Origin of the sequence: Sphaerochaeta associata (assembly GCF_022869165.1) — a bacterium.
In the GTDB taxonomy this organism is placed as follows: Bacteria; Spirochaetota; Spirochaetia; order Sphaerochaetales; family Sphaerochaetaceae; genus Sphaerochaeta; species Sphaerochaeta associata.
In genome coordinates this window covers 1,456,002-1,480,637 of the sequence record NZ_CP094929.1, presented here as the reverse complement: position 1 = coordinate 1,480,637, position 24,636 = coordinate 1,456,002, and the positions used below count along the sequence as shown (strand labels likewise).

Here is a 24,636-nt window from a genome sequence, read left to right as displayed (position 1 = left end):
AATGGGTCACAACAGCTTTGGAAATGCCTTTACCGTCACCACGTTCGGCGAGTCCCACGGACCAGCCCTCGGTGTGATCATAGACGGGGTGGAAAGCGGCTTCAAAATCGATATGGAAGGCTTGCAGGCTCAGATGAACCGTCGCCGTCCCGGAGGAAATCCTACCGGAACAAAGCGCAACGAAATCGACGAGCTCTCGATTCTCTCCGGAGTGTACGAAGGGTATACCACCGGGACCCCGATTGCCATGATCCTGTATAGCACCAACCAAAAATCCGCTGATTACGAACATCTGAAGGATGTATTCCGCCCCGGTCATGCCGACTGGACCTTCTACAAGAAGTACGGCATCCGCGACATTCGCGGTGGAGGCAGATCCAGTGGCAGGGAGACAAGTGCACGGGTTGCTGCAGGAGCTTTAGCCATGCAATTGCTTGCCAAACGGGGAATCTCCATCCAAGGAGGGACGGTGCAGGTCGGCCCGATTATCGCCCGGGCGCGAAATTGGGATGAAGCTGACAATGTCATGCGTTGTCCCGATCGGGTTGCTGCACAGCAAATGGTGGACTTGATCGAACAGGTCAGGGTGGAGAACGACAGCATCGGAGGCATCATTGAATGCAGGGTCAACGGTGTGCCCGCCGGTCTCGGCGAGCCGGTCTTCGGCAAGCTGCAGGCCCTGCTCAGCCATGCGGTGATGAGCATCGGAGCAGTGAAAGGCATTCAATTCGGCTCGGGATTCGCTTCTGCCTTTATGCGCGGCAGCGAGTGCAACGACCAGAGAACCAGCAATGGTTTTCTCTCAAACCATGCAGGAGGCATACTCGGCGGCATATCCAGCGGACAGGAGATTGTGCTGCAGGCGGCGATCAAACCCACCTCCTCAATCTCCAGAGCTCAGCAGACGATAAATAAAAACAATGAGACGACAACCTTGGTGGTGGAAGGCAGGCACGATCCCTGCATCTGCCCCCGGGCTGTCGTAGTGGTTGAATCGATGGTGGCCATAACCCTGCTTGACCTCTATTACACCGCATTTGGAAGAACATAATGCAAGATACCCCGCTGATTGTACAAAGTGACAAGACCCTGCTTTTGGATGTCCACCACAAGGACAGTGAAGCTTGTCGTGCCGATTTGGTACGATTCTGTGAGTTGATCAAGAGCCCGGAGCACATGCATACCTACGCACTCTCCCCAATTTCGCTCTGGAATGCTGCATCTTCCGGCTTCAAGGTTGAGTCGGTCGTCGATCGTCTCAAGGCATGGTCACGGTTTGCGGTACCGGAAAGCATCCTGTTCTATGTAAAGGACATTGCATCTCGATGGGGAAAAGTGCGCCTTAGCGAAAGCGACGACCCCCGTTATTATCAGTTGCATGTTGAGAGCCAAAGAATCAAAACGGAGCTGATGCAACGCAAGGTGCTTTCCAAGCTTTTGGTGGTCAAGGATGAGCACTCCTTTCTGCTGGAAACATACGCCCGTGGTGAAGTCAAGCTGCAATTGATCAAAATAGGCTATCCAGTCGATGACCAGGTTCCGCTCAAAAAGGGTCCGGATGTCCAAATCGCCCTGAGGACTGAAACAGTCGGCGGCAAACCTTTCTCCGTCAGACCCTACCAGCAGATGGCCTCCGATGCCCTGCTCGGGGATTTGGGACCTGGCTGCGGATTCGGCACGATTGTGCTTCCCTGCGGTTCGGGAAAGACCGTGGTAGGGATGCAGATCATGCAACGCCTGTGCACCCGAACATTGGTGGTAACCACCAATGTGGCGGCGGTGCACCAGTGGATGCAGGAAATCCAGGACAAGACCACCCTTGCGAAAGAGCAGATCGGCGAGTATACCGGCGAGCGCAAGGAACCCAAGGATGTGACCGTTTGCACCTACCAGGTGCTTACCTACCGACCCGACAAGGAAGGGCCGTTTCCCCATCTTGAACTCCTTACCAAGGGCGAGTGGGGCCTGATCATCTATGATGAGGTGCATATGCTTCCCGCACCTGTATTCAAGGTTACTGCGGAGCTGCAGGCCGTCTATCGTGTCGGATTGACCGCCACGCTGGTCCGGGAGGATGGAAGGGAGGACGAGGTATTCAGTCTCGTTGGTCCCAAACGCTTCGACGTACCCTGGAATGAACTGCAGCAGCAGGGCTTCATCGCCGAAGCATACTGCCACGAAATCCGCCTCGATCTTCCCAAGGAGCTTGAGATTCCCTATGCGCTGGGCAGCAAGCGGGAGAAATACCGCATGGCCAGTGAGAATCCCATGAAGCTTGAAGTGGTAAAGGACTTGGTAAGCCGGCATCCGGATGATTTCATCTTGATTATCGGCCAATATCTGGACCAACTGAAGATGATCGCCGATGCGTTCGGCCTTCCCATCATTACCGGCAGCACCCCGAACGCAAAACGCGAAGAGCTGTACAAGGCCTTCAAGGAAGGAGATTGCAGGATCCTGGTCGTCAGCAAGGTGGCCAACTTCGCCATCGACCTGCCTGATGCTTCGGTGGCCATCCAGGTTTCCGGGACCTTCGGAAGCCGCAGCGAGGAGGCTCAGCGGCTGGGGAGAATCCTCAGACCGAAAAATCGTTCCAGTTTCTTTTACTCGGTGGTGACCCGTTACTCCAATGAGGAGGAGTTCGCTGCAAACAGGCAGAAATTTCTTGCCGAGCAAGGCTATTCCTATGAGATAGAGGTATGGACCAATTGACTGATCATGCACAACAGCAATTCATGAAAATACTCAGCCGATACAGCGAGGACACCTATTTCTATTTGGTGCGGAATTACCTCGGTATCGTTACGACTCCGTTTCACAAACCCCAGTTGACTGCAAGGCTCTCACAGTTCTTCAGCCAGAAGGCGCACCGGAACCGTATGCTCGAAATGCTGGATGAGTTGGATTTGGTCATTCTCAGCCTGCTTTCGGTCACCGGTCCCCTTGCCTCCGAAGCTGTCATGGACCTGCTCAAGGGATCTTACAGCTATGGTACGGTTCTCAGACGGGTTGCCAATCTACAGGAGCGCCTGGTGCTGCTCACCGATGAAGGCAATCTCATATTCAATCCGATTCTCAGCGATGAACTCGCTGCGCGCTGCAGCCTCAGGCCCCTGTTCGGTGAGGGTGAGCAACAACTATCCGACTCCCCGTATTGCGGTACTGAATTTATACGGGCCTACCTCTCGCTTGTCGCCAAGGAGTCCAAGGCGACATACCGTGACGAGTACACCCGTCTGTTCCCCAGCTTTGAGCCGGAACGATTGGAGCAGCTCTTCAATGCACTCACCCAGGTGTTGACACAAAACCTCATTCTCACTGTGGAGAAGAAAGTTTCGATCGACTACAACAAAGCCCACGCTCTCTTGCGGTTGGACGACCATCAGCTCTTGTGCCTGTTGCTCTGCTCTCAGTCGAGTGCGGCGATGAAAGAGAATACGTTCTCGTTTTGTTCGGACCTGCTCTCCTACCTCAAGGCGCTCACCCAGGTGGACACAAACTCGCTCAAGCTCCTGATCCGCGCTCTTTCACTCAAGCACGGCATCGCCTATGACAGCGAGGTATTGACCAATCTGTCCACCTGGGGTGTGATCTCTCTAGACGGGGTATGGAAGGTTGCCGATGTTGCAACCGAACAGCCGTCCAATGCCTTGTTGATTGACAGCGACCAGACGATCAGCTACCAGGGAAGCCGCCCCAAGGACGATATTCTTTATCGATTCAGCTTCGTAGAAGTATTGGACCGTCAGAAGCGGTACCATATAACGAAGGAAAGTTTTCTTTGGGCGTTGGACTCAGGCCTTTCCTACACGGAAATAGAGCAGTACCTGCAGGAGAACAGCAGCTCTGCCATGCACTCATTGCTGCTCAAGCAACTGGGAATGCTCAATGAACGATACCAGGCCATCACCGTGTATGATGCGCTGCTGCTCAACTGCGACGAGAGAACCGCGCATGTCGTGCAGAATCTCCCTTCGCTTGCCGAGCATCGGTACAAGAACATCAGCCCCACCCTGTTTCTCATGCGACGCGAGAGCGAAGAGACATGGCGTCAAATACTGGTTTCTGCAGGATTGCTGGTGGGGGCGACCCGGTCGTATGAGAAAATCGAGGTGCAGAAACGTAAGGAGGCTCTCTCGTTCTCCTTGCTGCTGCAAGGCTCCGAGCGGTGTCGACGCTGTGATTTACCCAAGGTGAACGGACAAAAGCCCCAGGTGTCTCCCGATGAGGCCTTGAAACAGGAAATTGAGCTGGCTCCGTTCACCAGTGCACAGAAGCAGGATTTGCTTCACCGCTTCCAAGCCAAATTGATTCTCTCGTCAAGCCAGATTGTAGCTCAGGTGATCAATACGGCCATTGAGGCCGGTGGCTTCGATTACCAAGGCAAGGTCAGTCTGGCCCGTCAGGCGGCCGGCCGCAAGGATGTTGCGTTGCAATTGCAGCTCACAGACCAGGAGTTGGTCGTCCAAGCACTCGAGGTAGCCTACACGGTCCAACGGGAGGCCCTGCTGAAAGTTGCAGTGATGCCCACCATGGAAGTGAAGATCCTGCCTATCAGCAAAATCTTCCTTATACGTTTGGTTCGCTTTCATGTCTCGTGAATCAGATGTCCGCCTGGATCCAGTGGGGATAGTGGTAGCCTGTAAAGGCTTCAAACTGAAGTTTTCCCTGCTCCATCAGCATTTGTGATCCCCCGATTATGGTACAACCGGCTTCCATGGCCCGTTTCAGGAAGCGGGTCTCCCTGGGGTTGTACACCAAATCGTAGGCGATTTCCCTTCCGCTGAAACTGAATGAAGGGATGCTCTCCTCGTTCCCGTTGTTTCCCATACCGACACTTGTCGTCTGCACGACCAACTCAAAACCGCCGTTGTACAGGTGGGCGTTCTCCAAGGTGTCAAACGAGCTCATCGTCTCCGAAGCAAGCGTTCTGGCATGTTCGAGACTTCGATTGAGGATGGTGACCTTCACTCCATGGTTGTGAAGAGCCCACACCACAGCCCTTGCAGCACCTCCGGCTCCTACGACGAGGGCGTTCTTGATCTCCCCCTTGCCAAGCGGCTCGGAAATCGGGGCCAAAAACCCATAGTAATCAGTGTTGATCCCCTTCCACATGTTCTGTATGCGCACTACGGTATTGCAAGATCCGATTTGTTTTACCTCGCGGGTGATTCTTCCGAGGTACGGTTGTACACTGCGCTTGTGGGGGACCGTCACCGAGAAGCCGTGAATCTGAAGCATCTCAGCCAGCTTGAAGAAGGCACGCACCGAATCGACAAGGAAGGGAACATAGACGGCATTGTACCGGATTGCTTCGAAACCGGGGTTGTGGATTTTCGGACTCGCCGTATGATAGACGGGGTTGCCGATGATACCGAATATATGGGTGTTCCCGTCAAGCTTGTCCGCTCGGTATAATTCGCTCATCGTCTGGGCCCCGAGGTGCCCGGGAGCGGCTTGGCTGTCGGAGCAGAAGCTCAACATGGACCCGCATTTTTTATACAAGATGCGGGTGCATACACCGTAATCGCCCATTCCGATGACAATCTTCTCCTTGATGTTTCCCAGTTCCTGCTCCACTCTGAACAGGGTGATGACATCCATCATGCTTGTAGGAGTAACAGCCACCTTGGGGATGTCGCCTCTCGCCGCCAGCTTGCTGATTCTTCCATAGATATCGGCGGGAACACACTCAAAATTGTGGTATGACCGAATGATTTTTATAGTGCGTTGTCTCAGGCTCTGCTCAAGGTCCACCTTCTGCTCGAACAATGGGTCCTTGAACTTAAGGTCGGTTTTCTTGACATCTTCTTCAATGTCGACATAGGCAAAGTCGCCTTTGGCCGCTTCATACAACAGTTGCAGCCGCTGTTTTTCCGCAAGCATGCACATGCCCCCGTCGCTGCTGCGCCGCAAGGTCAGAATCACCGGCAGGTCTACGGTTGAAGGGAAAGAGGATGCAATCTTCTGCTCATCCGGATGCAGATAATCGAGACGAAGCTCTGCAATGGAGATCCATTTGCGGTTGCGTTCAACTAATGCCCGGTTCTCCTCCAAGGTTGAGCCGGTAAGTGTAAGGCAAAGCACTGAAGACCTCCTGACTTGGGGTGGATTGTCACCGAATACACGCTTGTGCTAAGGTAATCATAACGTCATTCAACGGGCTTTTCAACACCCGTTTGGAGAAAGGGGAACGAGTGTGGCAACCTTGCAGGTACAACGGGTCCAATTAGCTTTTGCCGATAGGGATATCTTATCCGATATCTCCTTTACCTTGTCGGAAAAAAGCCGTAGTGCGCTTGCCGGAGGCAATGGGAGCGGCAAGTCCACCCTGCTGAAGGTGATCAGCGGCCACATGAGTGCAGATGACTTTGCATACTCGGCTACCAAGGGCATGAGAATCAGTTACCTGCCGCAGAGCGATATAGTCTTTGAGGATGGTACTGTTTACGAAGAGGTCGAGAAGGCCTATGCACGTTTTGATGAGATGCTGCTTGAGTTGCACGATCTGGAAATAAAACTCTCCAGCGCAAGCGAGGAGGATAAGACCGAATCGCATCTGCTCCGATTGCATGAGATCCAGGAGGTGTTGCTCAACGACGGGTACTACAGCCGGAAGGAGTTCATCCAGCAAGTGCTGTTCGGACTGGGATTCTCAAATACCGATATGGACCGCCCGTCGAAGGAGTTCTCCGGCGGCTGGCAGATGCGCATTGCCTTGGCAAAAATTCTGGTGGAAAACCCTACGATCATGCTCTTGGACGAACCGACCAACTACCTCGACATCGAGGCTCGTTACTGGTTGAAGAACTATCTGAAAGTCTTCGAAGGCGGTGTGATGATCGTCAGCCACGACCAAGGGTTCCTCGATGAGACGGTCAACGAGGTTTACGAACTGTTCCAAGGAAAATTGCACCGCTACAGCGGCAACTACTCCCAATATGTGAAACAGAGGGAGTTGGAAATCGCCCAACTCGAGGCTGCCTACAAGCTGCAGCAGGACCAGCTGGAGAAGACCGAGCAGTTCATCGAGAAGTTCAGGTATAAGGCAACCAAGAGCAAGCAGGTGCAAAGCCGAATCAAAATGCTCGAAAAACTTGAAATCGTTGAAGTTCCGTCGCACCTGAAGCAACTTTCCTTCAGTTTCCCCCCCGCACCCCACAGCGGCAACGATGTGCTGATCATCGAGCACCTTGTCAAACGCTACCCCGCCTTGGAGATTTTTTCAGATTTCTCCCTGCTGATCAATAAAGGCGAAAGGCTAGCTGTCACCGGAAAGAACGGGGCCGGTAAATCGACGTTGCTGAGAATCCTGAGCGGACAGGATTCCGACTACGGTGGAGTCGTACGGCTGGGAAGCAATGTCAGTGTCGGATACTTCGCCCAGGATACCGAGAAAACACTCAATCCAGATAATTCGGTGCTGGAGGAGGTCTCCGGCATTGCCGCTACTGCAGATCTTCCGAAGCTGCGCAACTACCTCGGCTCATTCCTTTTCAGCGGTGATGATGTATTCAAACCGGTGTCGGTGCTCAGCGGTGGAGAGCGCAGCAGGCTCGCCCTGCTCAAGATCCTGCTGCATCCGGTGAATCTGCTCATCCTCGATGAACCGACCAACCACTTGGACATCAACGCCAAGGAGATGTTGCTCAAGGCTTTGAAACAGTATGACGGAACGATGGTTTTTGTCAGCCATGACTCCTATTTCATCGAACATATCGCCACGAAGATTCTCTATCTGACCGAAGACAATCCCCCTGAGCTGTTTGATGGGGATTATGAATATTTCATTTACAAGCTTGAGCAGAAGGAGAAGGTCGAAGATCCCAAGAAAGGCTCTACATCCGTCGCTTCACAACCTGTTGCAGCGAAAGCCGCCCTCTCCTACAAGGAAGCAAACCGTAAAAAGAACCGGCTTGGCAGCCTACGCAGACAGAGCGAGGAGTTGTTGAAGACCCATCGGCTTCTGATGGAGAAAATTCAGCATACCGAGCAGCAGATGGCGCTTGTGGAAAACTACAGCGATGCCGAAAAGATAACCGCCTTGGTCCAGAAAAAGGAGCAACTGCACACGACGATGGAGCAGCAGGAAGAGGCTTGGCTCTCCTTGACGATGGAAATCGAGGAATTGGAGGACGAACTTGCCTGATTTAGCGTACATGCTTCCCCGTCTCATCCTTGCCAGCCAGTCGGTGGCACGCAGGGCTCTTCTGCAGGAGTTGGGAATTGAAGTCACCACCTGCCCCACCCACAGTGATGAGTCTTTCGAGCTCTCCCATCCTGCAGAGGTGGTGGCCATGCTTGCCAGGCGAAAACTGGAAGCGTACCGCAAGGAGCATCCGGCCTATACCCTGCCGGTGCTCTGCTGCGATACGCTCATCTTCTTCGAGGACAGGCTCATCGGCAAGAGCGAGGATCGAACACAGGCAAAAAGCCAGCTGCTCGACTTCAGCGGAAAGGCGCAGCAGGTATACTCGGGCTGGGCGTTGTGGTATGGGAATAAGATATTCTGCGATGCTGACAAGGCCTTGGTATGGTTCAAGCAATTGGATGAGCAAGATGTCGAGACGTACTTGGATACCCGAGAATGGGAAGGAGCTGCAGGCTCCTACCGGATTCAGGGTTTGGGAAAACAATTGATCGACCACATCGAAGGAGACAGGGGGACGGTCATCGGCTTGCCTGTGGAACAAATACAACGAATTCTAGGAGAAAAAGCCTGACAGTTGCAGCTACGGCTTCCATGATACTTGTCATACTTTTTAATTTCTGAAATACTTATCGATACCGGTCTGCGTATGCAGAACGGAATCTCCGCCCCCAGGGGTGAGTAAGAGTAGAAGGGTGACGCACAGTCAAACCTGTCCCGTTGGGAGAGGTGTGTCGTCAGACAGGAGGATTATGTCCGTAGTTACCATGAAGAGCCTGCTTGAGTCAGGCGTGCATTTCGGCCACCAGACCAAGAGGTGGAACCCCAAGATGGCCCGTTTCATTTTCAGCCAGAGAAACGGAATTCACATTATCGATCTGCAGAAGACCTCTGCTTGCATCGTTGAAGCCTACGACGCTGTTCGTGCAGTCGTCAAGCAGGGCAAGACGGTTCTGTTCGTCGGAACCAAGAAGCAGGCCCAGCAGGCTATTGAAACAGAAGCCAAGAGATGCGGCATGCCGTACATCAACAATCGTTGGCTCGGTGGTATGTTGACCAACTTCACCACCATCAAGAAGTCCATTGCAACCCTGAAAAAGATTGAGAAGATGGAAATCGATGGAACTTTCGATTCCCTTACCAAGAAGGAAGTTTCCCTGCTTACCAAGCAGAAGATCAAGCTGGAGAAGAACCTTGGCGGCATCAAGGACATGAAGGATCTCCCCGGAGCCCTGTTCATCATCGATACCAAGAAGGAAGCCATTGCCGTTACTGAGGCAAAGCGTCTTGGTATTCCTGTCATTGCCGTCGTCGACACCAACTGCGACCCTTCCGATATCACCTACCCCATTCCGGGCAACGATGATGCAATTCGTGCCATCAGCCTCTTCGTCGAGATCATCGCCAACGCAGTGGTTGACGCTGACAATGAAGCCGGCATCCAGATCATCGAGACTCTGGGCAACGAGGATGAGAGCGAAGAAGTAGCAAAAAAGGATGAGGAAGAGGAAGCCATTGTCTTCTCCACCGACGAGAATGCAGATTTTTCCAAGTTCGAGGAGAAGGATGTAGAGAAGAAGGATGAAGAGGACGGCGAAGAAGAGGACCTTCTCGTTGATGAAGAGACACTGTACAAAGACTAAGGAGGACTAGCATGGCAATTACTGCTGATGAAGTAAAGAAGCTGCGTGAGATTACCGGCGCAGGGATGATGGATTGCAAGAAGGCATTGACCCAGGCAAACGGCGATTTCGCCGCTGCTGAAAGATTACTCAAGGAGATGGGGCTTGCTGCAATTGCAAAGCGCCAGGACCGGGCAACCGACAACGGTCGTGTATTTGTTAAAGTAGAGAAGAACAAGGCTGTAATGGCCGAGCTTTCCTGCGAGACCGACTTTGTTGCCACCAACGAACAGTTCGCCGAGCTTGGAAACAAGATTTGTGACGTCGCTCTTGCAAAGGGCTATACCGAAATAAACGATGAGTTGACCGGCATGGTCAATGACTTGATCGCCATCATCAAGGAAAACATGGGTCTCAAGAACCTGTGCGTCTTTGACCTTGGTGCGAATGAATATGCTTCCAGCTACATCCACGGCAACGGTTCCTTGGGCGTGTTGGTCATGTTCAAGGCCGACAAGGCCGAGTTGTTCGAGAACGAGCTGGTCAAGGAGTTGACCAACGATTGTGCACTGCACGTCGCTGCCTTCACTCCCTCCTATCTCAACATCTCCACCGTTGATGAGACTTATATCAAGGAGCAGACCGAGATCTTCACCGTTCAGGCTGCAAAACTCGACAAGCCCGCCAAGGTTCTGGAAGGCATTGTCAAGGGCAAGCTGAGCAAGCACCTCGCAGAAATTTGTTTCCTGCAGCAGCCGTTCGTGAAGGACGACTCCATGAGTGTTGAGAAGAAGGTCGCTGAAGTTGGAAAGAGTGCGGGCGGCAAGCTCGAGATCGTCAACTTCTCCTTCCTTCGAGCCGGCGTCGCCTCCTGCAGTAACTAACTGCAATCGTTCTATACCCACCGCTCACCCCTGTGAGCGGTAGTTTTATTGGAGATATCTATGCAACAGGTACTTGATACGTGCGAAAGCAAGATGCTTAAGAGTCTTGAGAGTCTTTCCAAGGATTTTTCCGGCCTTAGAACCGGTAGAGCTTCGGCTTCCCTTCTGGACAAGATTCGTGTCGACTACTATGGATCTGAGACACCCATCAACCAAGTCGCGACCGTCAGCGTGCCGGAGGCAAGGATGATCGTCATCCAGCCTTGGGACAAAAGCGTATTGAGCGCTATTGAGAAGGCTATCCTGAAGAGCGACCTGGGTCTCCCACCGAACAATGACGGCAAGCTGATTCGTCTCAACTTCCCCCCATTGAACGAGGACCGCCGCAAGCAGCTGGTGAAGACGGCAAAGGCGACTTCGGAGCAGAGCAGAGTGGCTATGCGTAACATCAGGCGCGAGGCTATGGACGAGCTGAAGAAAATGCAGAAAAACGGAGACATCAGCGAAGATGAGCTCAAGGATGCAGAAAGCAAGATCCAGAAGATGACTGATTCCTACATCGCCCAAGTCAACTCCCTCTCTGATGAGAAGGAGAAGGAAATCATGGAGATTTAGGATGGAAGATAAACCCGTTGTCCCTGCCCATCTTGGCATCATCATGGATGGAAACGGCCGATGGGCGAAGAAGCGGTCGCTTCCTCGCACTGCCGGACATGCTGAAGGCTTGAAGGCCCTCAAGCGAGTGATATGCGAAGCAGCAAGGCAGGGCATCGGGTATGTCACCTTCTATACCTTCTCCACCGAGAATTGGAAACGAAGCGAGCAGGAAGTAAAGTACTTGATGCATCTCTTCGTTTCCAAGATTCACGGCGAACTCGCTTTCTACAACAAGCATGGTATCCGCATCCTCGCTCGAGGCGATCTCAATGGCTTGCCCGAAGAGGTTCGGCATGCAATAGAGCAAACCGTTCTTGAAACCAGTAACAACACTACCATTACCGCCATAGTCGCTATAAACTATGGGGGAAGGGATGAAATTTGTCGCGCTGTAAACAAATTCCTCTCCAAGAATCCAGGACAGGGCATTACAGAGACCGCCATCGCTGATAATTTGGACTTGCCTCAGGTGCCTCCTGTCGATATGATAGTGAGAAGCGCAAATGAGAAGAGACTGAGCAATTTTCTCTTGTGGGACAGCGCATATGCTGAGCTTGCTTTCTATGAAAAATTTTGGCCTGACTGGAACGAAGAAGATATCCGAAAAGTCTGCCACGATTATAGCCAGAGGGTAAGGAAATTTGGGGGAGTAGAATGACATCAATGGCGAAGCGGGTTCTTACCACCGTAGTTACACTTCCAACCTTATTCTGCATTATTCTTTTTCTTCCGCACAACTCTTATATGGCCCTCTCCTTTCTCGCAATGCTTACGGCAGGCTGGGGAGCAAAGGAGTTGAAAGATCTCTATCAAAAAAGTGAAAACGTCAAAGTCCATCTCCCCTCGTATGTAGTAGGATTGCTTCCGCTTGCACAGTGGCTTGAGATGGCTTATTACCCCAATCTTCCCTTGGTTGACTTGGCTGTCGTACTGATGGCTTTGGGTCTGTTTTCCAATGAATTGTATTATGGGGTCAAGGACTCGTTTCAGAAGTCACTCTCTCGCATCGCCGCTCAGAGCCTGCTTCTGCTCTACCCCGGCCTCTTGATCACCTTCATCCAACGAATCTCATTGCTCGCTTACCCGACGCAATCATTTTTGCTTTTCTTTCTGCTTGTATTCGGCAACGACATCTTTGCCTTTGTCTTCGGCATGTCCTTTGGGAAAAACAACAAGGGTTTTGTTAAAGTCAGTCCGAACAAAAGCATGGCCGGCTTCGTGGGAGGAACCGCAACAACAGTACTCCTGTCGGTGCTCTTCTGTGCATTCGTACCCGGCATCAAGGATCAGGTCTCCTTGTCTCAGGCAATTCTTCTCGGTCTGGCAACCAGTACTGCATCAAATATCGGTGATTTGATCGAGAGCGCGTTCAAACGTTCCGCCCATATGAAGGACAGCGGGACGTTGGTCCCCGGCCGCGGCGGCTTATTGGATTCCATCGACTCAATGTTGGCCAGCGCTCCGATTTTCTGGATTCTGCTTTCGTTCTTCTAGGAGTTGTATGAAACGGGTCATCATCCTCGGGTGTACGGGAAGCATAGGCAGCACCGCACTCGAGGCTATCAGAACGAAGCATCTCGACCTTACGGTAGTTGGGTTGTCAGCCAACTCCAATGCACCGCAATTGGTTGCGTTGGCCCGTGAGTTCTCATCTGAAGCGATATGCCTTACCGGTATGGCGATCGAATCGGTTTCCGGTTTGAGGACATACTCAAATTTTACGGGGCTTGAGCAGATGCTACATTCTCTGGATGCCGATATCGTTCTTAATGCAATATCCGGATTCGATGGGCTTCGCGCATCCCTTGCAGCCCTCTCTTGTGGTTTCGACCTCGCGCTTGCCAACAAGGAAAGCGTCGTATGTGCCGGTTCCTACCTCTTTGAGGTTGCCAAGGAACATAATGCCTCGATTATTCCGGTGGACAGCGAACATTCGGCCTTGGCTGAACTGCTCAAGGGCCATGACCGCAAGCAGGTACAGTCACTCATCATCACAGCCAGCGGTGGGCCTTTCAGGACACTCGATGCCTCACGATTTGCTGGGATAACCGTGGAACAGGCACTGGCCCATCCAACCTGGAATATGGGAAAGAAAATCAGCATCGACAGTGCAACCCTTGCGAACAAGGCTTTGGAAGTCATTGAAGCCTCCCATCTCTTCGGATTTGATGCCGATCACATCGAAGTGGTCATTCATCCCCAATCGATCGTCCATTCAATGATCCGTACCTTCGATGGTGCCGTTTATGCCCAGCTTGGCAATCCCGACATGACCTTGCCCATCATCAATGCACTGTGCGAGGGAGCGACCTCGCTGGTCAGGCCGCTGGATTTCACCAGTTTGTCCCTCAGCTTTGAACAACCTGATTTCAAGCGCTTTCCCCTGCTCGGTCTCGCATTCGAAATTCTCAGACGCAAAGGCTCGAGCGCCCTGGCTTTCAATGCAGCCGATGAAGTGGCGGTGCATGCCTTCATGCAGCAAAGAATCTCCTACCCTAAATTGATTGAAGTGGTCCTGCGAACGCTCGACCAGCGGTGGGATGAAGAGGTTTCCTCCTTTTCTCAGATCCTGGCTCTGGATGCGAAAGCCAGACAGATTGCAAGCAGTCTTTTATGAGTGAATTCACCTCCCTTCTGGTGAAGTACCTCATCGGCTTGATGGGGATTACCATTGTGGTGGTCATCCATGAAATCGGGCACTTGGCAGCTGCAAAAATCCACGGGATAGAAGTTGAGGTTTTCTCCTTCGGTCTTGGACCGAAGCTGTTGGGCAAGCTGTATAAGGGAACCGAATACCGCATCAGCATGTTTCCCATGGGCGGCTACTGCCGTCTCAAAGGATCGGACGACCTCAGTCAAGCCCTCATCGATGGACAGCGCACATTCACCCACACCGAAGAAGGTTCGTTGTTCTCCGTCCATCCTTCCAAACGGGTGGTCACCTACCTTGCAGGACCCTTGGCAAACCTTTTGTTCGCCATTCTCCTTTACGCCTCTCTAGCCACTCTTCCTATGCAGGTGGTGTCGACGCCATCCATCGTTGCAACGGTGGACGACTATCCAACCTTATTCGCCGATGCTTCCAGCCCTGCTTCCGAGGCGGGAATACAAAGCGGAGATCTTGTAGTCAAACTCAATGGTGTGGATGTTGCCGATTGGGAGGATTTGGAGTCCATGCTCAGGGAATCGTCGGGCGTTGAAGTTTTCACGGTCATGCGCGGGGATACCGAATTGGAGTTCACCGTTGCAGGCCAAGAAACCCAGGACTGCTCATTTCGGTATGGGCTGACGGCACTCCAGCAGGCGCTGGTAGGAAGTGTCAGACCCGACTCCGAGGAGTATCGCGCAGGCATGAGAAATGGCGATTTGATTATTGCCGTTGATGACGTACCGGTCTCCAATCATCTGGAACTACTGGAGCTGATCAATGCCGCCGGGCCCTCTCTTCAGTTGACTGTCCTTCGCGGTACCACTGAAGTCCTCATCCGTTTTACTCCCGGACATGATGAACGAGGCATGAAGGACTTCCAATTCTCCATCGCCGCGCGGACGGTGAAGCGAGGCGGCAAGCCCTTCAGCCTGCTGGAAGGCTACAACCGCACCAAGCTCATCGTAGAACAGACTTTCGCAATGATAGCAGGTTTATTCTCGCGTGATGAGGAGAATCTTCGCAGCTCGGTTACCGGGATGGCCCGTTCGGCCTTGCTCATCGGTGATATCACCACCCTGGGGCTTGAGCAGAATACACACAGCGGCCTGTATGCACTCTTCTACTTGATGGGAGGAGTCTCCATTTCCCTCGCGATAGCGAACCTCATTCCCCTGCCGGCGTTCGATGGGGGACAGGTTCTCATAGCCTTGGGTGAATGGGTGAGGAAAAAACAGATACGGCCGAAGACGTACTACGTGCTTCAGTTGCTGGGTGTTGTCTGTATTATTGGGATTTTCCTGCTCTTGACCGTTGTTGATGTTCGCCATCTACTGGCAATCAGGCATTAGGATTATTACCGGCCACATATTTGCGGCTGAACTCCATCTCCTCAAAGCGAACAATGTTGCTGACAAAAGCAAGGGAGAATACACCGGTTTCACCGTTTCGGTTCTTGGCCATGATGATCTTGGTTTCCTGGATATTGTTCTTTTCACGCTCAGACTCATCATCGGTACGGTTCTTGCCGACATCGCGGTGGAGCAGAATGACAACGTCTGCGTCCTGTTCGATGGAACCACTGTCACGCAAATCGCTGAGCTTGGGCTCGACACCGTCCGCCTGACGACCGACCTGACAAAGACAGACCACCGGCAGATCGAGTTCACGGGCGAGTTGCTTGAGCGAACGGCTGATGATGGAAATCTGTTCATGACGGGGAATGCGGGCATCGGCTTCGGCATCGATCAATCCGATATAGTCGATGTATATCACCTGGATGTCATGCTCAAGCTTCATCCTTCGGGCCTGCGCCCTGAGCTCCATCAACTTCATGTTGGGAGTATCCTGGATGTAGAGCTCAGCTTCATACAAGGCTCCGGAGGCATCAATGATGGCGCTCATTTCACTGTTCTTCAGGGTTGCCTTGCGGATATGTGAGAAATCGACGCGGCTGTGACCGGTCAGTAGTCGTTCCATGAGACTGGCTGCACTCATTTCAAGCGAGAAAAACCCGACTCGATACTTTTTCTTGACGATCATGTTCAACGTCAAGGAGAGGGCGAAGGCTGTCTTACCGATGGAAGGACGCGCCCCTACGATGATGAACTCCTGCTTCTTGAACCCGCCGGTGATGGAGTCCAGAGGAAGATAGCCCGTCTCAAAACCATTCTTGATGCCGCTGGTGCTGCGCATCTCGATATCACTGATGGTATTGGTGATCAGATCCTTGATCGAGTAGTAGTTGTCGCTGCCTGCGGTCTCATTGCTCAAGGTTGACAGAGACTGTTCGCCTTCATCAATGACTTTCTGGATATCCTGCGACTCATCAAAAGCATTGTCCTTGAGTTTGGAGGCAAACAACAACAGCTTGCGCCTCTGGCTCAAGGCTTTCAGGATCTTAGCATAATACGCGGCGTTCGTCGTAGTGGGAACGTCGCTGGTGAGGGTGGAAATGTAGGAGAGTCCGCCGCACTGCTCGACAAGACTTTTACGCTTCAGATAGGCACTGAGTGTAATAAGGTCGAGGGTTTCCGAACTCTCCTGCCTGAATGCAACAATGGCCCCGAACAGGTGCTGATGGGCGACTTTATAGAAGTCATCCTTGCCCAAAAAGTCGGTCACTTCTACAAGGACCTTCTCATTGAGCAGAATTGCGCCCAATACAGCGCGTTCTGCCTCTTCATTCTGAGGGGGAACGCGCCCCAGCATGCTATTCGATGCCATCTACTTACTCGTTGGCTTCGGCCTGTGCCTCTTGGGCAGCAGCCTTGGCAGCTTCAGCTTCAGCCTTGGCGGCGGCTTTTGCAGCTTCGGCGGCAGCCTTGGCCTCGGCAGCCTGACGAGCCTTCACTGAAGCCTCGCTCTCGACGACCAACTTCACCTCGGCACTCTCGTCCTCATAGAGGCGTACGCGAACCGAGTAATTGCCGACCATCTTGATTGCATGGGTGGGAACCTCGATTTTCTTGCGCTCGACCTCGATACCCTGCTTTGCAAGGGCATCCTGAACCATGGAGGAGGTGACCGAACCGAAAAGCTTGCCGCTTTCACCAGCAGACACAACCATGGTGAGGACAACCTTGTTCAGTTTCTCCCTCATGCTTGCACTGGCACTGCGCTTCTCGATCTTACGCTTCTCGATGGCAGCGGTACGGGAAGCAAAAATGGCTTGATTGGTCTTATTGAACATCACAGCCATGCCGGTAGGAAGCAGATAGTTACGGGCATACCCGTCCTTTACAACTACAACGTCTCCCTCTTCACCGAGGTTGACGACATCCTGATTGAGAATGATTTTCATAGGGAAAACTCCTTACTCATTACGTCTATACACAATCCAAGTCTCCGTAACACCCAACAAAGGCAGTACAAAGACAACCAGCAGGTTCACCCCGGGAATCAAAAAAGCCAGCAGGAACGTGGTGGTAACCAACCTTCCAGTATTGACGGCGATGCCTTTTCGCAACATGAAATGTGTTACGATGGCCATACCTTGCACAGCATACAACACGGCACTGCCCAGGGCAACCTGCAGGGACAAAGCCCTTGCCAAATACCCTGCCTTGGCAAGAATCAGCAGCAATACCACTGTCCAGGAGCCCAGGAAAATCCAAATCAAGTGATCGGGGACCTTCCATTTCGAAACCCGGACGGAGAAGCCGCCATCAAACCGTGCCTGGTAGCTCATCGCCAGAAAACTGGCAAATCCCACCAATGCCATACACAGCGGAGCAAGTACAGCTCCTATCATCAATACCGACATATGATACACTCCCTTGATGGCATCCTCGGCCATCGGAAGGACTGAATCCGTCGTACCGGAAGCCTGTCCGAGAATAAGGCGGAATGTCTCATACATTACTGAGTTCACCCGCATCAACGGCTCGGTCGGCTTTGAAAACCAGATAACCACCGCAAAAGAGGCAACCACCCCAAAGAGGCATGAGGCCAGATAGCGGTACACTGTCCGTTGATTAACCGATGCGATCCATACCGCAGAAGCAACCAGCAACACAGAGGGGATGAACAATCCAATCACAAGCAGAATTCTTCCTTCCTCACTGCTCAAGGCATTCCTCGAGCGAATCAACTCGGTAAGCAGAATCAATGCACCTACCAATATGACAGGAAGCAGTTCTCCTTTACGATCGGAAAACTTTGGGGCAAGAACCATCAAGGGAATGGTGAAGAGAAAATTGCCGACCATCAAGCGGGAGAGCACAAAACTAACACCCACTGCAATCAACAAGTACTTTACTGCTTCACGATTCTTCTGGTTCATGCTGCCCAACACAGATTACTTCTTCTCAAACGGAAGGTACGCGAGTACGCGGGCCTTCTTGATCTCGTTGGTAACTGCTCTCTGGTGCTTTGCACAGCAACCAGTGATGCGGGCAGGAAGAATCTTTCCACGCTCGGTGATATAGCGCCGGAGCATCTCAGGATTCTTGTAGTCGGGAGTAAGGTTTTGGGTGCAGAATTTGCAAACCTTCTTACGGAAAGCAGGCTTGCGGCCCCCCATCCGTCTGTCTCTTCCACCCTTTCCATCCATATCATTCATCATGGAATCATTATCGTCATCACGCATGCATATTTCTCCTTGCAACATCGGCTGCCCTCGGGCAGCGTTTTAGAATGGGATCTGGTCGTCGTCAAACTGCTCGGGACCGGACATATCCATAACAGGAACCTGTTCCGGCCTTGCACTTGGACGAGGGTTGTACGACCCCTGATTTCTCGCTACAGGCTGTTCGCCGTAGCTTCTCTCGTTTCTACCATCGGTAGAAGCGGGACTTGAAAGGAGCTGTAAAGAATTAACGGCAATCTCAACCCTGCTTCGGCTTTGTCCGTCCTGTTCCCAGCGACTCTGCCTCAGTTCTCCGATGATGGAGACCTGCCTGCCCTTCTCCAAATACTGGTTGATGGACTCAGCGCTCTTACCAAACATCGTGCAGTCAAAAAAGTTGGCCTCATCCTCCCATCGATTATCAGCCGTCCTCTTTCTACGGTTGACAGCAATGGAAAAACGACAGATGGCCATGCCTCCATTGGAATAACGAAGTTCGCTCTCCCTCGTAAGCCGACCCACCAACGCGACTACATTCAAGTCATTTGCCATTCTTTTGCTCCATTTCTTTAAGATTATTTCTCAGTGTTTACAAACAGATACTTCAAAATGTTGGCGTTCAAGAGAAATCCCCGTTCGAATTCGAGGATGTTGCTCGGATCTGCCTTCAGTTCGAAGTAGACATAGTGCCCTTTTTCCTGTTTCTTAATGTCATAGGCCAGATACTTGACGCCCATGTCTTCCTGCTTGGTAATCTCTACCCCGGCAGTTGCGAAGGTGCTGGTCACATACTCCAGGCCAGCGGTTGTGTTTTCTTCATTTGCATTGAAGATAACGGTGAACTCATAATTTCTCATGGTTCCTCCTTACGGACTAAATGATCCGCCCTCAAGAGCGGATAAAGAGGTTCTCAGTAGAATACCATACTTTGTACAACAAGGTCAACAAAACGGACAGCATATCCTACAATGCCATAAGAGCTTGGATAGAAAAAACCGCCGGAGCGACCGACGGTTTTCTTGCTTTGGCACCAAGCGTAAGATTAGCAGAAAAAACTATTTATTCTTATGTCTATTTTTTCTGAGCTTTTTCTTTCTCTTATGAGTAGCAATCTTATGCTTTTTTCTTTTTCTTCCACAAGGCACTGTAGAGCTCCTTACCTACCGGCTTTTTTTTCGGTGTTGGCCGAATCCGGGCGGTTTTGTAATTACCGTACCATTATGCGAGTATACCAAACCAAGGTCAAGGGGGATGAGTAGAAAAAACATTGCTATTTCTGAACACGATTTCCCTCGTAAATCGCACCGATTCGTCTTGCCCTGTTTGCACTTTCTTCCTACTATAGAGCCAAGGGGAGGTAGTATGAAGGTTCTCATCTTCGGATTGGGGATGCACGGTGGAGGCTATGCGGCTGCGTCCTATTTTCTCGACCATGGCGATGAAGTGAGGATAACCGATCTCAAGGGTGCGTGTGACTTGGGCTCCGAGATGGAATCCCTTACACTTCGAGGTGCCTTGTGTATATCGGGAACACACCGAAGCGAAGATTTTCTGTGGGCCGACATCGTCGTCAAGAATCCCGCTATTCCCCCCAATCATCCAATGCTCTCCCATGCCCGCATGGTGGTCAACGACTTCGCCTGGCTCTTCTCCTCCCCTTGGTGCGAGCAAGTGAAAATCATCGGTATAACGGGAACAAAGGGGAAAACCACCACCAGCGCTGCGGTTGCACACGTATTAACCCACCTCGGATATGAAGCGATGCAGTGCGGCAACATGGGCATCAGCGCCTTCACCGTTCTCAAGGAGTGGGAACGGAGGCATGAGCAAGGACGAAGGCTCCCCGACTATTTGGTGGTTGAATTCTCCTCCTGGCAGATCAGGGATTCAGTTCAATCCCTGCATGGGCAACTGCCGATAATGGAGGTATGCGCCCTCACGAATTTTTATCCCGACCACCTCAACTCCTACCAGTCCATCGAGCAGTATCTCGAGGACAAACTGGAGTTGTTCACCCCAAGCATACATACCGCCGTTGTACCCGACGTCATGATGAAAAGAATTCAGAAACAGACAAAACTCGACCGCCGGCACATCAGGGGTATCGACCGTTCCTGCCCGAAGGAGCTGGAGCAACAACCGCACCTGCAGAGCGCCTATGCAATCCTGTTGGCCTTGGGACTCAAATACAAGAGCATCCTCAAGGCGCTGGAAAGTTTTCAGGGTGTGCCTCACCGTATCGAGCAGGTGGGAACACTCGGTTCCATCCTGTTCGTCAATGACAGTGCCGCAACCATCCCCGAGGCTGTCCATTTCTCCTATGCGAAATTCCGGTCCATGGCTGTACACTTGATTTGCGGGGGGACCGACAAGAACCTGAAAGCCGATGCCATGCTGGAGGAAGTGAGACATGCGAGCAGCATCTCGTTGTTGGACGGTAGTTTCACTCAGAACAAGCTGTTGCCGCTGCTTAAGGCGAATTCCATTTCATACATGGGGCCCTTCAAGTCCATGGGTGATGCCTTGCAGGCAAGTTTCGACGCAGCCCAGGCGAAACAACAAGACCTTCCGGATCTTCCACAGGCCATCCTGCTCTCACCGGGAAGCGCATCGTTTGAACTTTTTGCCAATGAATTCGACCGAGGCAATCAATTCAAGAATTTGGTTGGACTCCTTCTTGAGGCTTGATTCTTCGTTTCAATCGATATCGAATGTACTCGGTAATCGCATAGATTTTCCACGGAATGAAGGAATAGACGTAGTCGGTCGAAGGACTGCGGTAGTACGCCTGCCCGCCGAATGAGAGTTTGAATACCTCCAGCCCCGCCAAGTGACTCCCCCTTCCTTTCGGTCCCGAGATCCCGTACAAGTCGTAGATGGCACACCCTTTCTCACAAGCCATCCTGATTGCATAGTCCTGCAACACATGGGAACAGGAAAGTGAATCGAAGCGCATGGAAGCACCATAAAGGTATACAGCCTCGGTTTTGGAGAATAGAACAATGATCCCCCCGACAATCTTGCGTTTTTCCGTGGCCAGCAGCAGTTTACACTCCACATCGCCGGCAACCTTGCCGTCGAGAGTCAAAAGGGCTTTCAAATATTTAGCCGAGCGCGGGGAGAAACCATCACGCTTTGCGGTTTCCAGATAAATCTCATACCATCGCTTGAACGAAGCGTCATCACCGCTCCAAAGGCCCGCTTCAAAAGTTTGGCTTGCTTTGCGAAGTGCACGTTTAGCCCTGTCACGGTAGCCAAGTGTCACCGCATGATAGCCCCAGTGCAAGTCGATTCTCACGGTACCTTCAGGTTGCACGCTCTCCTTGCAGGTTCTGAAGCGGGGGGCGTTGATAACCATTACATTTTGATCATTGACTTCATCGAAAGGAAGATCGTATCGCAGGGCGAAGACAGAGGACGGAAGCTTTTTACGCAGCTCTTTCGCCAGTTGCCTGAGGAACTCACCCACCTGGGAGGAGAGAGGGGGACCGAACGGTATATAGGCAAGCTGCCACAACGGGAGGACCTGCTTGACGAGCACCAATACGGAAAAACGCCTTTGGTCATCCTCGACTTCAAAGGCATACGGTTTCCAGCCGGTCCCATGCTTGACTGCAGCCCAGTAGCTGCTTTGCATCACCGATCCGGTACATACGAATTTTTTGTAATCAATCGACCGGACAACCATCATTCCCACCTTCCCTTTATGAAACAACGGGGGCCCCCACGGCCCCCTTGCAATCTATGAACACCTGGCAGGCGATCAACCCACCGGACCATCCAGATACTGCTTGGAGGTAAGATACACCCCATCCCTGCCGACCGGCTTGCCGTCGATCTTCACCACTCCCCCTTCAGTTACGATGGGCATGGAGAAGAAATGATCCGCCTTCACATAGGGAAGGGCTTCTACCGGGGCTTCATACCCTTCGGGAGTGAGCATGGTGCCCACTTCGAACTGTGGTGCAAACAACACCTCACAGGTGGTATGCTCCTCGGCTTTCGGATCACTTGCGGCAAGCAACATTCCATAACTCTTAACGCCACGGAAATTTGCCGGCTTCAGGTTGCTCACCACCACAATGTGCTGATCCTGCAACTGTTCGGCTGTATAGTAGGGAACAATCGAGCTGACGATGGTCCTGCTCTCCTCTTCCTTCATATCGAGGGTGAGGATGTACAACTTATCACCCTGAGGGTGCTTTTCAACGGTAGTAATCTTTCCAACCTTGAGAATGACTCTCTTTGCAAACTGCTCTGCCAGGCCGACCTGGTCTTCTGTATGTTCCATTTCCTTCTCCATCTTGATGGTTTGTTCCTTGAGTTTACGCTCTTCCTGAGAACCGCTGAAACGAGTCCTCAGGCTGTCGATGGTTACATCCTCCAGCTTGGAGAACAGCAATTCAGGTTGATTGAGATGCTCGATGCCTTCCGTCTTCCCCAAATCCGTCCAACGGGCATTTTCAGAACCCAGGAAAGCGAGAATCCGAGCGCTTGTGGTGGGCATGTACGGTTCAACCATAATACCCAGATCCCTGATGAGATACATCAGCGTCTTGAGCAGGCTCTTCGCTTTCTCGGGATCGGTGTTCTTGAGCTTCCAAGGCTCCCCGTCCTGGAATGCTTTATTTCCTACGGAAGAGAGGGCGAGAATCTGGCGAAGGCCATCCCGTTCCTCAGCACGCTCGAGAAGGGCGTCGATTTCCGCTTCCTTTTCCAAGACTTGTTTCCAAAGTTCTTCATCGATACAAGCATCGAGCAACGAGGCGTCCTCGGGATAGAAGCGCTTCACAAAGGTGAGTGTGCGGTTCACGAGGTTTGAAAGATTGCCGATCAGCTCTCCATTCACCTTCTCCTGAAAATCGGTCCAGGTAAAAGTGACATCGCTTTTTTCCGGACGGTTGTAAAACATATAGAAGCGCCAGACATCGGCCGGGATGCCGGTGTCCTGTACATCGTTGCCGAAAATACCGATGCCGAGGCTCTTGCTGAACTTTCCCCCCTCATAGTTCAGGTACTCGGTGCTGCTCATATGATGCAGCATCGTCCAGTCCTCGCCGCTGGCCAACTGGCATGAGGGGAAAATCACGGTGTGGAAGGGAATATTGTCTTTTCCGATGAACTGGAACAGCTCGGTGTTCTTGGGTTCCTGCCACCATTTTTTCCAATCCTTGGTCGCGTTGGCACTTATGGAAACGTAGCCGATCGGGGCATCGAACCAGACATAGAAGACCTTGTCCTCATAGCCGGGCTTGGGTACCGGAATGCCCCATTTCAAGTCGCGGGTGATGCAGCGCTCCTTCAAACCGTCGCGAATCCAGGATTTGGTCACCTGAATGGCGTTGTTTGCCCAGAAACCCTCTTTGCTCGCCTGCTCCATCCACTGTTCAAGCAAAGGCAGAGCCTTGGGAAGGTCGATGTACAGATGCTTGGTTTTCTTCGGAACGGGCCTGGTGCCGCACACCCCGCAGCGGGGGTTGATCAGCTCAACAGGATCAAGGAGGGTCTGACAGCTGTCGCACTGATCCCCTCTTGCACCTTCTGAATGGCAGTGGGGACAGGTGCCTTCGACAAAACGGTCAGCAAGAAAACGCTGGCACGAAGGACAGTAGAGCTGCTCAAGCTCATGCTCGCTGATATACCCGGCTGCGTCGACTTTGGTAAAAATGTCCTGCACTATCGCCGTCTGCATTTCCGTGCTGGTTCTGCCGAAGTAATCAAAAGCAATATTGAACCAGGCATAAATATCCCGATGAATCGCATGATAGCGGTCACAAAGTTCCCGGGGGCTCAGCCCTTCTTTCAAGGCGCGGGTCTCGGTAGCCGTACCGTATTCATCAGTACCACAGATGTAGAGGGTCTCATACCCTTTGGAGCGGCAGAAACGGGCAAAAACATCGGCTGAGAGCACTTGGGTCAAATTACCCAGATGCGGAATATTATTTACATAGGGGAGTGCACTGGTTACAAGTCTCTTTTTCATAGGGGACATCATAGCCCTCAAAAGCGTTTATTTCAATGGCAAACCGGACATTGTTGCCAAGATTGCGAGCTTGACGATACCACTCTGTGTGGGTACATTGATAGAGTGCTACGGCACCAACAGG

General features: G+C 52.1%; 22 protein-coding genes. 13 read left to right on the top strand and 9 right to left on the bottom strand.

Translation table 11 applies throughout. The features are described from left to right. Window position 1: 1 nt before the first annotated feature. From aroC to MUG09_RS06845, 3 genes are read left to right on the top strand one after another with little or no spacing between them, the layout of a single operon-like run. Window positions 2–1,051: a chorismate synthase gene (aroC, locus tag MUG09_RS06855; RefSeq protein ID WP_244774832.1), complete on the top strand. Its 1,050-nt coding sequence runs from the start codon at window positions 2–4 to the stop codon at window positions 1,049–1,051. Next, window positions 1,051–2,712 carry a DNA repair helicase XPB gene (locus tag MUG09_RS06850; protein ID WP_244774830.1) on the top strand — a complete coding sequence of 554 codons (1,662 nt, stop codon included), beginning with the start codon at window positions 1,051–1,053 and terminating at the stop codon, window positions 2,710–2,712. The genes aroC and MUG09_RS06850 overlap by 1 nt, the downstream gene beginning before the upstream one ends. Continuing rightward, window positions 2,700–4,601: a hypothetical protein gene (locus MUG09_RS06845; RefSeq protein WP_244774828.1), complete on the top strand. Its 1,902-nt coding sequence runs from the start codon at window positions 2,700–2,702 to the stop codon at window positions 4,599–4,601. The genes MUG09_RS06850 and MUG09_RS06845 overlap by 13 nt, the downstream gene beginning before the upstream one ends. Before the next feature lies 1 nt (window position 4,602). On the opposite strand, the gene aroE is transcribed toward MUG09_RS06845, so the two are convergent. Then, window positions 4,603–6,087, bottom strand: a complete 1,485-nt coding sequence (gene aroE, locus MUG09_RS06840; RefSeq protein WP_244774826.1) for a shikimate dehydrogenase — start codon at window positions 6,085–6,087, stop codon at window positions 4,603–4,605. A 112-nt stretch (window positions 6,088–6,199) separates the two neighbouring features. On the opposite strand from aroE, the gene MUG09_RS06835 reads away from it, so the two are divergent. From MUG09_RS06835 to rseP, 9 genes are all read left to right on the top strand, one after another. Continuing rightward, entirely contained in the window at window positions 6,200–8,149 is a 1,950-nt protein-coding gene (locus MUG09_RS06835) for an ABC-F family ATP-binding cassette domain-containing protein (RefSeq protein WP_244774825.1), read from the top strand. Then, on the top strand, window positions 8,142–8,723 hold the full coding sequence (locus MUG09_RS06830) for a Maf family protein (protein WP_244774824.1): 582 nt from the start codon (window positions 8,142–8,144) through the stop codon (window positions 8,721–8,723). The genes MUG09_RS06835 and MUG09_RS06830 overlap by 8 nt, the downstream gene beginning before the upstream one ends. Before the next feature lie 178 nt (window positions 8,724–8,901). Next, the gene (gene rpsB, locus MUG09_RS06825; protein WP_244774823.1) at window positions 8,902–9,792 is read left to right on the top strand and encodes a 30S ribosomal protein S2; all 891 of its coding nucleotides are present in this window, start codon (window positions 8,902–8,904) and stop codon (window positions 9,790–9,792) included. An 11-nt stretch (window positions 9,793–9,803) separates the two neighbouring features. After that, window positions 9,804–10,655 carry a translation elongation factor Ts gene (gene tsf / locus MUG09_RS06820; RefSeq protein WP_244774822.1) on the top strand — a complete coding sequence of 284 codons (852 nt, stop codon included), beginning with the start codon at window positions 9,804–9,806 and terminating at the stop codon, window positions 10,653–10,655. A 60-nt stretch (window positions 10,656–10,715) separates the two neighbouring features. Continuing rightward, entirely contained in the window at window positions 10,716–11,270 is a 555-nt protein-coding gene (frr, locus tag MUG09_RS06815; RefSeq protein ID WP_244774821.1) for a ribosome recycling factor, read from the top strand. A 1-nt stretch (window position 11,271) separates the two neighbouring features. Next, on the top strand, window positions 11,272–11,970 hold the full coding sequence (uppS, locus tag MUG09_RS06810; RefSeq protein WP_244774819.1) for a polyprenyl diphosphate synthase: 699 nt from the start codon (window positions 11,272–11,274) through the stop codon (window positions 11,968–11,970). Further along, window positions 11,967–12,806 (top strand): phosphatidate cytidylyltransferase, encoded by an 840-nt coding sequence (locus MUG09_RS06805; protein ID WP_244774817.1) that lies wholly within the window; start codon window positions 11,967–11,969, stop codon window positions 12,804–12,806. The genes uppS and MUG09_RS06805 overlap by 4 nt, the downstream gene beginning before the upstream one ends. Window positions 12,807–12,813: 7 nt before the next feature. Beyond that, complete coding sequence (gene dxr / locus MUG09_RS06800) at window positions 12,814–13,929, top strand: 1-deoxy-D-xylulose-5-phosphate reductoisomerase (protein ID WP_244774815.1); 1,116 nt, start codon at window positions 12,814–12,816, stop codon at window positions 13,927–13,929. Beyond that, window positions 13,926–15,311, top strand: coding sequence for an RIP metalloprotease RseP (gene rseP, locus MUG09_RS06795; RefSeq protein WP_244774814.1), 1,386 nt, complete (start codon window positions 13,926–13,928; stop codon window positions 15,309–15,311). Before dxr ends, rseP begins: the two co-directional genes overlap by 4 nt. Here rseP and dnaB read toward each other — a convergent pair. From dnaB to rpsF, 6 genes are read right to left on the bottom strand one after another with little or no spacing between them, the layout of a single operon-like run. Further along, window positions 15,301–16,686, bottom strand: coding sequence for a replicative DNA helicase (gene dnaB, locus MUG09_RS06790; RefSeq protein WP_244774812.1), 1,386 nt, complete (start codon window positions 16,684–16,686; stop codon window positions 15,301–15,303). The genes rseP and dnaB overlap by 11 nt on opposite strands. A gap of 4 nt (window positions 16,687–16,690) precedes the next feature. Next, window positions 16,691–17,263, bottom strand: coding sequence for a 50S ribosomal protein L9 (gene rplI, locus MUG09_RS06785; RefSeq protein WP_244774810.1), 573 nt, complete (start codon window positions 17,261–17,263; stop codon window positions 16,691–16,693). A gap of 12 nt (window positions 17,264–17,275) precedes the next feature. Then, window positions 17,276–18,244 (bottom strand): DUF115 domain-containing protein, encoded by a 969-nt coding sequence (locus MUG09_RS06780; protein ID WP_244774808.1) that lies wholly within the window; start codon window positions 18,242–18,244, stop codon window positions 17,276–17,278. A gap of 15 nt (window positions 18,245–18,259) precedes the next feature. Then, window positions 18,260–18,550 carry a 30S ribosomal protein S18 gene (gene rpsR / locus MUG09_RS06775; RefSeq protein ID WP_244774806.1) on the bottom strand — a complete coding sequence of 97 codons (291 nt, stop codon included), beginning with the start codon at window positions 18,548–18,550 and terminating at the stop codon, window positions 18,260–18,262. A 42-nt stretch (window positions 18,551–18,592) separates the two neighbouring features. Beyond that, entirely contained in the window at window positions 18,593–19,081 is a 489-nt protein-coding gene (locus MUG09_RS06770) for a single-stranded DNA-binding protein (RefSeq protein ID WP_244774804.1), read from the bottom strand. A gap of 23 nt (window positions 19,082–19,104) precedes the next feature. Continuing rightward, window positions 19,105–19,386, bottom strand: coding sequence for a 30S ribosomal protein S6 (gene rpsF / locus MUG09_RS06765; RefSeq protein WP_244774802.1), 282 nt, complete (start codon window positions 19,384–19,386; stop codon window positions 19,105–19,107). 505 nt (window positions 19,387–19,891) lie between these two features. On the opposite strand from rpsF, the gene MUG09_RS06760 reads away from it, so the two are divergent. After that, window positions 19,892–21,217: a Mur ligase family protein gene (locus MUG09_RS06760; RefSeq protein WP_244774799.1), complete on the top strand. Its 1,326-nt coding sequence runs from the start codon at window positions 19,892–19,894 to the stop codon at window positions 21,215–21,217. Here the strand turns inward: MUG09_RS06760 and MUG09_RS06755 are convergent. Beyond that, a complete protein-coding gene (locus MUG09_RS06755) occupies window positions 21,183–22,220 on the bottom strand; it encodes a lipid II:glycine glycyltransferase FemX (RefSeq protein WP_244774797.1) in 1,038 nt (345 codons plus the stop codon). The genes MUG09_RS06760 and MUG09_RS06755 overlap by 35 nt on opposite strands. 72 nt (window positions 22,221–22,292) lie before the next feature. Then, window positions 22,293–24,512, bottom strand: a complete 2,220-nt coding sequence (gene metG, locus MUG09_RS06750) for a methionine--tRNA ligase (RefSeq protein WP_244774795.1) — start codon at window positions 24,510–24,512, stop codon at window positions 22,293–22,295. Between the last annotated feature and the right edge of the window lie 124 nt (window positions 24,513–24,636).